Below are 13,627 nucleotides of genomic sequence, written 5' to 3' on the forward strand. Positions count from 1 at the left end.
GCCACCATTTGGTGATTATAACAATAAAGTAATAAGAGTTTGCAAAGAGTTAGGCTATTATGTTATTCAATGGGATGTAGATTCTCTTGATTATAAGGACTATGGCGTAAATGCCATCGTTGATAGAGTAATTTCTAAGGTTAAAAATGGATCTATTGTTTTGTTTCATAACAATGCTACCTACATAACAAAGGCCCTTCCTATAATACTTGATAAACTGCAGCAGATGGGCTACGAAATTGTTCCTATATCTCAATTGATATATAAAGACAACTACTACATTGACCATACAGGAAAACAGATAAAGCATAAATAGTATAAACAATTGGGCTGGCTTAATATAATGTACAAAGGATAAATGTTTTCAAAGGCAGGTGTCACTATGGGGAAAAATGATATAAATAGAACAATAAAAAAGGCTATAAAAATGGCTTTTGCAATAGAAAAAGTTATTAGAATATCTAATGAGATTAATGATTTATCAGATGGAATAGAGGAAATAGAGCGAAGTTTAGGTAAAAGTAAGCGTTGTAACAACTTCAGACAGTATCCCTTTATTAGAAAAAAGTAAAATTAGCTTCATATCTCTGTTTATTAGCTGTTTAGAATTGATGAATAGGGATCTATAGTGTACAGGAGCTGTGGACCATTTATAATCAATATGGAAAAGATAAATGTTCAATATTTGATAAGTATATGATAAATGTTATAATCATACTAAAGTCCAAATTTTTAGAAATACATAAAAATATATTATCGGCGAACTATATATTATACTATGTATATAGGAGTTGATAATATGTTTAGACATTGGGGACAAATACTTGGAAATAAGAGAATGACAACTGATTCAGAAAATTCAGCTCCAGGAATGATTTATATAGATATGTATCAAAAAAGTAGAAAAGGTATATATAAAGCATATAAAAATGGAGCATCTCTAATTATTACAGATAAGTCTGTTTCAGATCCTCAAATCCCTATAATTAAAGTGAAAGATATTGAGGAAACATATTTCACATTATTAAATCTTTTATACGGAAGACCTATAGATAATATCAATCTTGTAGGGGTTTATGGTGGAGGAAAAGGAGACCTTGTTGTCAATCTTCTAGATGGAATATTCGCTAAACATTTTACAAGCTCTGTGGCGAAAATCGAATTAACAGATTTTACGTATGCTGTTGTATCAGATAAGTTTAAATCAACAGCTGAAAAACTCTTTTATTATATATTGCTGTGCATTTCCAATAATATAAGAATAATTCCTATAAACTATTGCAGTGATATAAAGAGATATGAGTTAGTGTTAAAACCTAGATATGACTGCAATATATTAATAGATGAATGTCCTATGGAAGAGAGGGAAATATATAGTACCAACTCAGAGAAGCCGTTATTTATAAATATTGATAATCCATATATATTAAAAGCCATTGACGGAGAAAACAAAAATATAGTGATAACATTTGGATTAAATAAAAAGGCTGCAGTCACTGCTACTAGCATTGAACATGGAGAGATAACAAAATTCAATTACTGTCTTCAGAGAACATTTTGCAGTAAATCAGGAACAATGATAGAGCCTTTTGAATTACCCGTGTCAATAAAGGGATTGGGTATCAACAAGGTATATTCGGCTTTGGCTGCCATTAGCTGTGCTTTATATTATGATATCAGATTAGAGTGTATTAGAGAAGCTCTATATGAGTATGATGACAAAGGAAGAGATTTTTCAATAGTTAAACATGACAGTTTTATACTCATAAACAGCTATTGTATAACAGAAAACGATTACAAAGAAACTTTTGAAAAGATGCAAATGCTGGATTACAAAGATCTATATATCATAATTTCAGACTCGAAACTGTATCATAAAGATTTTAGAAGGTTCGTTTTTAGCTTGGCAAATGAATGGAGTATAAGTTTGGATATTAAAGAGTTGACTATAGTATTAGATGAAAAATCAAATATAATAGAAGATTACCAACAATTACCTGATAATTTACAGATAAAATGTTTTGAACAATTATCAAAAGCTTTGATGAGCATTATAGGACACTTGTCTGACAGAGATGTTCTTTTAATACTTGGCGGTGATGAGATATATTCATCTCAGTTTATAATAGAATTACTTCTTCAAAGTAAATATTAATGATAATTCTATTCATATTATTTTAGACATGTGAATATTAATAGTGTAGATTATCGTAAAACGCAAGAACAAGGAAGGAGTGGGGGTCAAAAATGGTTGACAAGATTATATCAAATAATGTTGTTACAGTTTCAGGGGTTGTAAAAGATAATCCTGTTTTTAGCCATGAAATGTTTGGTGAGGATTTTTATAATGTTAATTTAATAGTGCCCAGATTGAGTGATGTTTCAGATGAATTGCCCGTTACCATATCTGAAAGATTAATGGTAGGCATAAATATCGAAAAAGGCACTCAATTATTAATAGAGGGGCAACTTCGGTCTTATAATAAATTTATTGATGGAAGTAATAAATTAATATTGACGGTTTTCGCCAGAAATGTAAGCTTATCTGATGAAGAATTAAAAAACCCAAATCAGATTTTCCTAGATGGTTACATATGCAAAAAACCTATATATCGCACCACACCTTTTGGCAGAGAAATAACAGATATGCTTATTGCTGTAAATCGTCCTTATAACAAATCTGATTATATTCCATGTATAGCTTGGGGTAGAAATGCTAGGTATTCAGAAAAGCTGCAGGTAGGGGATAGAATTAAAATATGGGGCAGAATACAAAGTAGAGAGTACCAGAAGAAGATTTCTGAAGAAGAGATTATTACAAGGGTTGCTTACGAAGTATCTATCTCAAAGATGGAAGTAGTCAATAAAGATAATCTTGAAAATAAATCATCTGATGATAGTACGGATTTTGATGAAACGGAAAGTGATCAGGATTAGTAAAAAGGAGCGTAAAGTTCCTTTTTTCTTTGCATATATATGGTTTAGCTATTGTTGCCTTTTACAAATCTATATATAATGTAAATAGCGAGGCTAAGATGCTCTAAACCTATGCAGAGTAATAAATATCCAACTTCGTTGAAACAGTGTTGCAATTTATGTATTATATAATAATGGGGGTTCTAGAATGAGTTTTATTGAAAAATTATATAACAGTAAATTTAAATATCCAGTAATGATATTTGTTATACTTTTAGGCGGCATCATTAGCGGCATTTCTTTTAATGCTTTTATAATGCCTCATAAACTGCTAAGCGGAGGTATAAGCGGAATAGCACTTATTACTAACTACCTTACAGGGATAAGTCCAGGTATCCTTATTTTTGCTTTAAATGTACCTATATTTATATTAGGTTATAGATTTATAGATAAGGAATTTATTATACTGAGCTTGATAGGTATGACATCATTTTCATTTTTCATTGATTATTTTAGTTTTCTTAGAGAACTTTATCTTGTAGATGATATAATGCTGTCTAGCATATATGGAGGTATATTAAACGGTATTGGAATGGGAATAGTATTTAGAAATAGAGCATCTCAGGGTGGAGTTGATATAATAGCCGTAATAATAAAAAAATATATGTCCTTTAACCTTGGTAGTATTTCACTTATCATTAATCTTATAATAATAACAACAGCTTCCTTCATATATGGATTAAAACCTGCTCTATATACCTTGATAGCAATTTATGTAGCCTCTCAGGTTTTGGATAAGGTACTGCAAGGTTTTGATATAAGAAAACAAGTTATTATTATATCAGAGAAAGAAAATGAGGTTGTAAAAGAAATAATTAAAAGACTACATAGGGGTGTAACATATCTAGAGGGAGAAGGAGCATTTACTGGAAGCAAGAAAAAAGTTGTATATTGTATAGTGACATTAAACCAACTTGCAAAATTAAAGCAGATTGTGAGAGAGATTGATCCAAATGCCTTTATGGCGGTAAGCGACACTGCAGAAGTATTAGGCAGAGGTTTCAGCAAGAGAGGTGTATAAATAAAAATGGAATGGTAAATATCCATTCCATTTTTTTAACCCTTAGGAAGACTTTCTTATAGATTATATTCTCTTGCTACTGCTTCAATAGCTTTTTTCTGATCTTCAGGATTTATTACATAAGATATTTTTATTTCTGATGTTGTTATGATGTGTACAGCTATATCGTTTTCAGCTAGTATATTAAACATTTTTGAAGCTACTCCTGATTGGCTTTTCATTCCTATTCCTATGACAGAAAGCTTTGTTATGTTATCAAATGTTTCATAACTAAAAGTAAAGATATCTTTTTTATACTGCTCAAGTATACTCGTTGCCTGAGACAGATCATTTTTAGGTATAGTAAATGATATGCTAACAAGTTTGTTTACAGGAGTTGTCTGGCTTATCATATCAATATTTATATCCAGCTTAGCAATTTTAGCAAAGATGTCTGCTATGATTTTTATATCATGAGGCACTCCATTCAATGTTATCATAGCTTCATTGTTATCAACCGCAAGACCTGTAATTGCTGTTTTTTCCATAGTTTCATCCAACTCCTTAATAATAGTTCCTTTAATATTGCCTGTGTTCAGTGCAACAGTTATAGGCACATTGTATATTTCAGCCAATTCTATTGAACGGGTATGCATTACTCCTGCACCTGAGCTTGCCAGCTCCAACATTTCTTCATAACTTATGGTTTCTAGCTTTCTTGCAGATGGAAACAGCCTTGGGTCAACGGTATATATTCCATCCACATCCGTATATATCTCACAAGGGCAGCCAAGCTTGGCGGCTATTGCTACTGCAGTAGTATCAGAACCTCCTCGACCTAAGGTAGTTATTTCGTTTTTCTCATTGACTCCTTGAAAACCTGCAACTATTACTACTTTACCTTTGCCTATAGCATCTAGTATAATACCTTCATTAATTTCAGCAATTCTTGACTTTGTATGATATCCCTCTGTTTTGATGCCTAGCTGGGGACCTGTAAAAGATACTGCAGCAACTCCAATATCATTTAATGCGATGGATAGAAGAGATATTGAAACTTGCTCCCCTGTTGCCATTAAAACATCCATTTCTCTCTTTTTTGGTGTATTACTTATTTGATGTGCCATATCTATGAGATAGTCTGTGGTTTTACCCATTGCCGATACCACTACTACCAAATCAAAACCTTCACTTCTGCGTTGTGCAATTCTATTTGCAACATTTCTTATTTTTTCAATACTTTCAATTGAACTTCCACCATATTTTTGTACAACTATCGGCATAAAATCACATCCTATTTTCTCAAATCATCTAGTAGTTCATTCTTATTTTTATCCAAATCGCTGGTGTTTTTGATAACTTTGGCAGGAGTACCAGCAACAACAGTTCCTGCCGGCACATCTTTGGTTACCACTGAACCAGCAGCTACAACAGCACCTTTTCCAACAGTAACACCTTCAAGTATTACAGCATTAGCACCGATTAATACATCATCTTCAATCACAACAGGTTTTGCACTTGGTGGTTCCAAGACGCCCGCCAATACAGCACCAGCACCTACATGACAGTTATTACCTACAGTTGCTCTGGCACCCAATACTGCATTCATATCTATCATTGTGCCGCTGCCTATTTCTGCACCTATATTGATTATCGCTCCCATCATTATGACAGCATTATTGCCAATGGATACTCTATCCCTTATAATGGCTCCAGGTTCTATTCTGGCATTTATCTTTCTAGTATCTAATAGTGGTATAGCAGAATTTCTCCTATCATATTCAATATGATATTTTTGAATTTTATCAGAATTGTTCTCTATATATTTTTCAATTTCTTCGCTTTCACCAATTAATATCCAAAAACTACCTAAACCATAAAAATCAATGGAACCGAAATCTGTAATGTCTAGCCTACCATTTATATAGGCTTTAACCGGTGTACTTTTCCTTGCATTTTTTATAAATTCAGCAATCTTATATGGATTAGTAAAATCAATATCATTCATTTTTAACTATCTCCTTAAGTAAATCTTTCATATTGTAATAGCCGGGTTTTTTCCCAACAGTAAATTCTACTGCCTTTATTGCACCCTCTGCAAAAATCTTTCTAGATAATGCTGTGTGTTTTATTTCTATTATCTCATCCTTGCCAGCAAAAGTTATTATATGTTCTCCAGGAATAGTACCACCTCTGAGAGAATATATACCCATTTCAATTGGTTTTCTAGCACCTTTTTGGTGTCTATCATATATGAACTCTAAGTTGTTATTCAATGTAGAATTGATTTCTTTGGCTATCATTAGTGCTGTGCCGCTAGGAGCATCCTTTTTCTCATTATGATGCTTTTCAATTATTTCTATATCGAAATCCTTACCTAGAGTCTTTGCTGCATTCTTGCATAATTCAACAGTTACAGCGACACCATAGGACATATTTGCGGATTGAAATACCGGTATCTTGTTGGAGGTTTTTGCTAAAAGCTCGTACTGAGACTGAGATAAACCTGTAGTAGCAACTACTAAAGCTATACCTTTACTTATACAGTACTCAATAATTTTATCAATACTGTTAGGATGAGAAAAATCTAAAACCAGGTCTGCAGTTTCTTCTACATCCATTATTTCTTTATATACTTTATATTCATTATTAAACTTTTCAGGATTTGTATCTATGCCGGCAGCAATTTTCATATTGGGATTTTCTTTAAGTAATTGAGTTATCGTTTGTCCCATTTTGCCATTGCAGCCGTTTAACAATATGTTTATCAAAACTTTACCCCCTTAAAGAAGACCATAGGATAAAAGCGCATTTTTTAAAAAATCTAAGTTCTTATCTGACATGGAAGTCAAGGGGAGCCTTAACTCTCCAACTTCGTGGCCCAAAAGATTCATAGCAGTCTTTACTGGTATCGGATTAACTTCGCAAAATAGAGCATCATTTAAAGGTTTAATTTTTAATTGGAGTTCCATAGCATGCTTTATATCACCATCAAGATAACTCATAACCATATCGTGCATTTCCTTTGGTGCAATGTTAGCAACAACAGATATAACTCCTATACCACCTACAGAGAGAAGAGGAACTACCTGATCATCATTTCCTGAATACATTGCAAAATTCTCATTGCAGAAGGTTCCAATCTCTACAACCTGACTGATATTTCCACTTGCTTCTTTAACTCCAGCAATGTTTTTATGGAAGGATAACTTTTTTAAAGTATCTGGCAGTACATTCAGTCCAGTTCTTCCAGGTACATTATAGATTATAATTGGAATATTGACTGAATCTGCTATGGCAGTATAATGTTCAATCAATCCCTTCTGAGTTGTTTTGTTGTAGTAAGGAGTAACACATAGCAAGCCATCACACCCTACACTTTCTGCATACTTTGATAGCTCTATACTGTGCTTGGTATTATTACTGCCTGTTCCAGCTATGACAGGTATTCTCTTTGCCACTTTTTTTACTGTAAACCTGTAAGCAGCCTTTTTCTCATCATCTGTCATAGTCGAGGCTTCTCCTGTAGTACCGCAAATTATGATTGCGTCAGTACCGCTACTTATGTGCCATTCTATCAATTCACCTAGTTTATCAAAATCAACGCCTTCATTTGTAAATGGGGTCACAATTGCGACTCCAGAGCCTTTGAACAAAGCCATATCAGTACCTCCTTTATTTTATTAACTTTATTAAAGATTCTGCAATCTGTACAGCATTTGTCGCAGCACCTTTTCTGATGTTGTCAGCTACGATCCACATGTTTATTCCGCTATCTACTGATTCATCCCTTCTGATTCTGCCGACAAAAACCTCATCTCTGCCATTGGCTAGGGAAGCTAAAGGATATATATTATTTTCAGGTTCATCGGCTAGCACTATGCCGGGAGAATTTTTCAGTATTTCCTTTAATTCTTCTAACTTAAAGTCTTTGTAGAATTCAACATTTACTGACTCTGAGTGACAGTTGAAAACAGGCACCCTCACTGTTGTGGCGGTTATCTTCAAATCAAAGTTATTTAAAATTTTCTTAGTTTCATCAATCATTTTCATTTCTTCCTTTGTATAGCCATTTTCAGTAAAAACATCTATATGAGGAAGGCAATTGTTGGCAATAGGATGAGGGTAGAAAGCGTGGGGTTTATTTGCCAAACCATTCTCCAAGTCAGTAACTCCTTTTACACCAGAACCGGATACGGCTTGGTAAGTTGAGTAAACAATTCTCTTTATATTATAATTATCATGGAGAGGTTTTAATGCAATAACGGCTTGGATAGTAGAACAGTTAGGGTTTGCAATTATACCATTATGATTGATAATATCAGATTCATTTACCTCAGGAACAACTAGAGGCACTTCTTTATGCATCCTAAATGCACTGCTGTTATCAATAACTACTACACCCTTAGCTGCTGCAATAGGTGCAAATTTAGTGCTGATAGAGCCACCAGCAGAGAATAGAGCAATATCTATATCTCTATCAAAGGATGTTTCGCATAATTCTTCCACTATATAAGTTTTATCTTTGAATTGGATACTTGTTCCAGCAGACTTCATGGAGGAAAAAACATATAAATTATTTATTGGGAAATTTCTTTCCTCTAGTATCCTAAGGATTGTTCTACCAACCATTCCTGTAGCACCAACAACTGCAATATTATATTTCTTCATTTAATTACCCCCTAAATAAAATTATTTAATTAATTATATGATATTAATATCACTCTTGCCATATTTAGAATAAATAAAAAGTCAGCCCGAAAGCTGACATGAAAAATGACAAAACACATTCTATAAAATGTATTTATAACATCATTCATGGATAGCTCTCCATCTATAAAGATGACAGTCCAGGCATTATTTATGCATGAACCAGGCAAGAAAAACAGTGTTATTTTTCTCCCTTCGGCGCTTTTACCTTTCAACAGCACTCATAGGCAAACACTACCTCATGTTGTTTAATAATTAAAAGCGCACCTCTATCTCGTGAATTACATACTATAATTAATTTCATTTATATTAACATGGATAAAAACTCATGTCAATATTAGTTACCAAATATTTATTACAAATAAGTCTTATAGTCAATTGTATATTTAAGCTTATTATTGTAAAATCAATTATAGTAATATCTTTGTTAGGGAGGTGGCATTTTTGAGAGGAAAACCTATCACTGGAATATCAATACTATTGGCTATTATTATGATTTGCACTTTTTCGACTACGCTGGCGGATGAAGAAAATATTTGGAATGGCTACGATGTGCAAATACTTAACACCTACGACATTCAGTTGGTAGGACAGAACTCGGCAATTGAAATTAATGAGGACAAGCTGATTTATAATGGGGAGTATGTTATAAAAAACTTGACTCAAAATACTTTGGAGGCAATACTGGGTCTACCTTCAAATAATCTGGAGAATATACAAATAACTGAAAAGGGTAACCCAGTTAAATACTATAACAGAAATAAAAGCTATATCCAGGATAGATATCCTTCAGATACTTTACCTAATGCTTCGAAATGGCATACAGCCAGCCTATGGTTCAAAGCTAATGAAACTAAAGTTATTAATGTAAGGTATGAAAGCAAGCTTAAAAACGACAGCAAGGGAATGTATAGCATCAGATATCATAAGAATAAAGATCTTGTGTACTCAGATGCATCTACTATTGTACTTTCACTATATGATTTTTATCCATACAATGTTTTAGATACAATTGGAATTACAGAAGAGAAGACAGTATTAAGTGGCAATAAAAGACTTACAATGGAAGTAAATAAAGGCAGCGAGATACTTGGTTTAGATTATGAACTGGTTGATAAGCTGTCCGTTGATAGATTTGATTTCAGTTCCGATAAGAAGCTCAAAAATATTGCAGCTTCTTTTAGAAAGAAAGACTACGAATCTGTAAATACTCTATGTGATGAATATCTTAACAATCCAACAGATCCAACTTTTAATTCAAACCAGATTAAATATATAAAAGCCGAAGCTTATAGAAAACAGGCAGATTTCTCTAAATATGTGGAGTATATTAAGGACTTGAATTATAATATGTTGTATCCAAGCAGACTAAAATATAAGATATTATATGATTTAGATCAGACCATAGAAAAGGATGTATCAGATTTAGAGCTGTTGGATATTATGAAAACTTTACAAACTCAAGCAAAAGAAGATAATGAATATATCAACAAATGGATGGAGACAGCCGGAAAGAATTATATAGAAGTTGTTGAAATTATTGAACAGGAAAGACCTGAGCAAAATGTTGAAAAAGAGAGTATTATAGATAAGACTATTGCATTATTTAAGCTGGAGAGCTTGATGGAGAAAATTAAAGGTTTTAAATATCTTTCAATTATCTTTATTGTAATTTCTTTTATAACGGGATACTTGTTAGGCAGAAGAAAAAAGAAAAGAAAGAACACTATTTCATACTATAAATTTCACAGATAAGGAAGTAATGTCTTATGACTTGTTATGAGAACTTTGCCCAAATATATGACACATTGATGGATGAAGTGGACTATGAGAAATGGGCAGAATACTTACATCATATAATTAAATCTAAAGGTATAACTCCAAATTATGTCTTAGATTTGGCATGTGGAACCGGTAATATAACAATACCTATGTCCAGGCTTGGTTATAATCTATGGGGAATAGATGCATCAGAGCAAATGCTTTCAATAGCTGAGAATAAAGCTAGAATGTATGGAGAAAAAATCAGATTTTTGAGACAAGACATGAGAAATCTGACATTAACAAGGAAATTTGACGCAGCCCTTTGCGCTTGTGATGGAATAAATTATATAACTGACAAAAATGAACTCACTAAAGTTTTTCAAGGAGTTAACAAAATCTTGAATCCTGGCGGAATTTTTATATTTGATATAAGTAGCTTCCATAAACTTAAGAGAATAATAGGTGATAACACTTTTATTGAAGAGAAAAATGGGGTCTTTTATAGCTGGGAGAATGAGTTCGATGTCAATTCTTCAATTGTAACCATGAGGTTGAATTTTTTCGTACCTGATGGCACACTATATAGAAGAATAGAGGAGATTCATATTCAAAAAGCTTATAAAATTGAGGAAATATATGAAATTTTAAAAGAGACAGATTTCAACGAAATTGAAGCTTTGGATGAATTCAAATATACTCAAGCCAATGAAAAAAGTGAAAGAATATTTTTTATAGCTAAAAAGTGTCAATAGGACAAAATAGGAGGTAAAATGAAAGACATATTATTAAGATGTACCAGTGCAGATGGGAGTATAAGATTATTGTGCTGTACAACAATAAACATTGTTGAAGAAGCTAGATTGATACACAACACCTACCCTGTTACAACCGCAGCTTTAGGGCGTATGTTAACTGCTGGTAGCATGATGGGAACCATGTTGAAATCTGAAAAAGATAAGATAACATTACAAATAAATGGAAAAGGACCTGCCGGGAGCATTATTGTTGTATCAGATATAACAGGTGATGTTAGAGGTTATATAGCTAATCCATTTGTAGATTTGCCATTAAATGATAAAGGAAAGCTAGATGTTGGAGGAGCTGTAGGTAGAAACGGCATTTTTACTGTCATAAAGGATTTAGGCTTAAAGGAGCCTTATATTGGTCAGGTACCAATTGTAAATGGTGAGATTGGAGAGGATATAGCTTCTTATTTTGCCTCTTCTGAGCAAACACCTACAGCTGTGGCATTGGGTGTCAGAATCGCTATTAACGGCAATGTAGATTCAGCAGGTGGTTTTATTGTGCAAGTAATGCCACAAGCTGATGATAATACAATAGATCTATTAGAAAAAAATGTTACAAGCATCAATTCAGTAACTGATATTATTGCTGATGAGGGAATTGAAGGTCTAGTACAGATTATAATGAAGGATATTGAATATACAATTCATGAAAGAAAAGAGATAAGATATAGGTGTAATTGTAATAGAGCCAGGTTGGAAAAAGCGCTAGTTGCTATAGGAGTAGAAGATTTAAAAGAATTAATCGAGGAACAAGGTCAAGCAGAATTGATATGCCACTTCTGCAATAAAAAATACTTATTTAATAAAGAGGAACTTCAAGATATATTGAAAAAAGCAATACAAGTTTAAGCCATTTAGCTAATTTATAAATTTTTTAACTTGACTTTGAAGCAACTATGCTGTATACTAAATCTTGTCGTTAGAGACGATGGGCGCATAGCTCAGCTGGGAGAGCATCTGCCTTACAAGCAGAGGGTCATAGGTTCGAGCCCTATTGTGCCCACCATCAAATGGCCCAGTAGTTCAGTTGGTTAGAATGCCAGCCTGTCACGCTGGAGGTCGACGGTTCGAGCCCGTTCTGGGTCGCCATTTGAGCCTTGGTAGCTCAGTCGGTAGAGCAGAGGACTGAAAATCCTCGTGTCGGTGGTTCGATTCCGCCCCAAGGCACCATTTAACTAAATGCGGGTGTAACTCAGTGGTAGAGTGTCACCTTGCCAAGGTGAAAGTCGCGAGTTCGAATCTCGTCACCCGCTCCATATAAGGCGACATAGCCAAGTGGTAAGGCAGAGGACTGCAAATCCTTTATCCCCGGTTCAAATCCGGGTGTCGCCTCCATAATTAGATAATATTATTGAAATACTTCTCCTAGGAGAAGTATTTTTTTATAATAATTCAAAGGTGAGTCTAAATTAGTGTTAACTTAACCTTATGAATTTAAAGAAAGACTTCCTTGATTCCTATAATATTCCAATTAGAAACCATCTTTATATGAAAATGCTATTATAAGTTTAAAATAATGAAACAATAAAATTATTATGTTTTACAAGGTGGAGCGAAAATGAGCATATTTATTGAAAACCCCAACCTTCCTATAGATAAAGTAAAAACTGTTATATTGGATTATAGGGTAGATGGTGAAATTTTATCAAAATTATTATATATGGATATAGATATAATAAAGACAGAAAGATGCAATGAATTATACGAGGCGATAAATGGACATCCTGATATATTGATTCATCATATAGGAGGAAACTCTTTGGTCATTGCACCAAACATATATGATAAAGTTGCCGGGAGGTTTTTTAAAAAAGGATTTGCATTGACAAAAGGTGCTACATGGCTACAAAGAAACTATCCAGAAAATATAGCATATAATGTATTAAGAATGGGCAAATTTGCTTTCCATAATACAAAGTACACAGATCCAGAAATCATTAAGCTGTATGAGAAATACGAAGTAGAATTGATTCATGTTAATCAGGGTTATACTAAATGTTCTGTTTGCATCGTAGATGAACATTCTGTAATAACTCATGATATAGGAGTAGCTAGAGTATTAGAAAAGTATGGGATAGAAGTGCTTATTATAGAGCCTGGTGATATTGATATAGTTGGATTAGATTATGGCTTTATTGGCGGTTCTTCAGGTTTGATTTCAAGAAATGTTATAGCTTTTACAGGAAGCATGAAGGAAATGAAAAGCTATAATAAAATTGTGGAGTATATAGCTTTAAAAGGTATTGATATCAAAATACTCAGCAATAAGAAAATCATGGACATTGGTTCAATAATGCCTATAAGCTATTGAAGTTCAAAGCTTTTGGGCTGATTAGGCCATTGAATAATTGTTTTAGTAACACAAATAATA

Annotated in this window: 13 protein-coding genes, 5 tRNA genes, 1 pseudogene and 1 riboswitch; of the genes and pseudogenes, 14 read left to right on the top strand and 5 right to left on the bottom strand. The window is 33.2% G+C overall.

Annotated features, from left to right (window positions below; translation table 11 throughout):
- The 5 genes and pseudogenes from ACESM9_RS02330 to ACESM9_RS02350 all read left to right on the top strand — a co-directional run.
- Positions 1-316, top strand: a pseudogene (locus ACESM9_RS02330) (deacetylase); the annotation flags it as partial.
- 66 nt (positions 317-382) lie between these two features.
- On the top strand, positions 383-571 hold the full coding sequence (locus ACESM9_RS02335; RefSeq protein ID WP_372994896.1) for a hypothetical protein: 189 nt from the start codon (positions 383-385) through the stop codon (positions 569-571).
- 228 nt (positions 572-799) lie between these two features.
- The gene (locus ACESM9_RS02340) at positions 800-2,155 is read left to right on the top strand and encodes a hypothetical protein (RefSeq protein ID WP_372994898.1); all 1,356 of its coding nucleotides are present in this window, start codon (positions 800-802) and stop codon (positions 2,153-2,155) included.
- Between the two features lie 92 nt (positions 2,156-2,247).
- Positions 2,248-2,937, top strand: a complete 690-nt coding sequence (locus ACESM9_RS02345) for a single-stranded DNA-binding protein (RefSeq protein ID WP_372994900.1) — start codon at positions 2,248-2,250, stop codon at positions 2,935-2,937.
- Between the two features lie 187 nt (positions 2,938-3,124).
- Positions 3,125-3,997, top strand: coding sequence for a YitT family protein (locus tag ACESM9_RS02350; protein WP_372994902.1), 873 nt, complete (start codon positions 3,125-3,127; stop codon positions 3,995-3,997).
- A gap of 56 nt (positions 3,998-4,053) precedes the next feature.
- Here ACESM9_RS02350 and ACESM9_RS02355 read toward each other — a convergent pair whose 3' ends face one another.
- The 5 genes from ACESM9_RS02355 to ACESM9_RS02375 are packed head-to-tail and all read right to left on the bottom strand — an operon-like array spanning position 4,054 to position 8,647.
- Complete coding sequence (locus tag ACESM9_RS02355) at positions 4,054-5,259, bottom strand: aspartate kinase (protein WP_372994904.1); 1,206 nt, start codon at positions 5,257-5,259, stop codon at positions 4,054-4,056.
- An 11-nt stretch (positions 5,260-5,270) separates the two neighbouring features.
- Entirely contained in the window at positions 5,271-5,984 is a 714-nt protein-coding gene (gene dapD, locus ACESM9_RS02360) for a 2,3,4,5-tetrahydropyridine-2,6-dicarboxylate N-acetyltransferase (protein WP_372994906.1), read from the bottom strand.
- Complete coding sequence (dapB, locus tag ACESM9_RS02365; RefSeq protein ID WP_372994908.1) at positions 5,977-6,747, bottom strand: 4-hydroxy-tetrahydrodipicolinate reductase; 771 nt, start codon at positions 6,745-6,747, stop codon at positions 5,977-5,979. Before dapB ends, dapD begins: the two co-directional genes overlap by 8 nt.
- Before the next feature lie 12 nt (positions 6,748-6,759).
- Positions 6,760-7,638 carry a 4-hydroxy-tetrahydrodipicolinate synthase gene (gene dapA / locus ACESM9_RS02370; protein ID WP_372994910.1) on the bottom strand — a complete coding sequence of 293 codons (879 nt, stop codon included), beginning with the start codon at positions 7,636-7,638 and terminating at the stop codon, positions 6,760-6,762.
- A gap of 13 nt (positions 7,639-7,651) precedes the next feature.
- Positions 7,652-8,647 (bottom strand): aspartate-semialdehyde dehydrogenase, encoded by a 996-nt coding sequence (locus tag ACESM9_RS02375; RefSeq protein ID WP_372994912.1) that lies wholly within the window; start codon positions 8,645-8,647, stop codon positions 7,652-7,654.
- 144 nt (positions 8,648-8,791) lie between these two features.
- Positions 8,792-8,966, bottom strand: a riboswitch (Lysine riboswitch).
- 164 nt (positions 8,967-9,130) lie between these two features.
- Between ACESM9_RS02375 and ACESM9_RS02380 the strand changes: the two genes are divergently transcribed.
- The 9 genes from ACESM9_RS02380 to ACESM9_RS02420 all read left to right on the top strand — a co-directional run bounded on the left by ACESM9_RS02380 (position 9,131) and on the right by ACESM9_RS02420 (position 13,567).
- Entirely contained in the window at positions 9,131-10,441 is a 1,311-nt protein-coding gene (locus tag ACESM9_RS02380) for a hypothetical protein (protein WP_372994914.1), read from the top strand.
- 14 nt (positions 10,442-10,455) lie between these two features.
- Positions 10,456-11,202, top strand: coding sequence for a class I SAM-dependent DNA methyltransferase (locus tag ACESM9_RS02385; RefSeq protein ID WP_372994916.1), 747 nt, complete (start codon positions 10,456-10,458; stop codon positions 11,200-11,202).
- A gap of 18 nt (positions 11,203-11,220) precedes the next feature.
- Positions 11,221-12,105 carry an Hsp33 family molecular chaperone HslO gene (gene hslO, locus ACESM9_RS02390; protein ID WP_372994918.1) on the top strand — a complete coding sequence of 295 codons (885 nt, stop codon included), beginning with the start codon at positions 11,221-11,223 and terminating at the stop codon, positions 12,103-12,105.
- Positions 12,106-12,186: 81 nt separating this feature from the next.
- Positions 12,187-12,262 (top strand) — tRNA-Val (locus ACESM9_RS02395).
- 6 nt (positions 12,263-12,268) lie between these two features.
- A tRNA-Asp gene (locus ACESM9_RS02400) sits at positions 12,269-12,345 on the top strand.
- A gap of 5 nt (positions 12,346-12,350) precedes the next feature.
- A tRNA-Phe gene (locus ACESM9_RS02405) sits at positions 12,351-12,426 on the top strand.
- An 11-nt stretch (positions 12,427-12,437) separates the two neighbouring features.
- A tRNA-Gly gene (locus ACESM9_RS02410) sits at positions 12,438-12,512 on the top strand.
- 5 nt (positions 12,513-12,517) lie between these two features.
- Positions 12,518-12,591: transfer RNA gene (locus ACESM9_RS02415), tRNA-Cys, on the top strand.
- Between the two features lie 223 nt (positions 12,592-12,814).
- Positions 12,815-13,567, top strand: coding sequence for a DUF6873 family GME fold protein (locus ACESM9_RS02420; protein WP_372994920.1), 753 nt, complete (start codon positions 12,815-12,817; stop codon positions 13,565-13,567).
- Positions 13,568-13,627 lie beyond the last annotated feature (60 nt).

Source organism: Lutispora sp., from assembly GCF_041687175.1.
In the GTDB taxonomy this organism is placed as follows: domain Bacteria; phylum Bacillota; class Clostridia; order Lutisporales; family Lutisporaceae; genus Lutispora.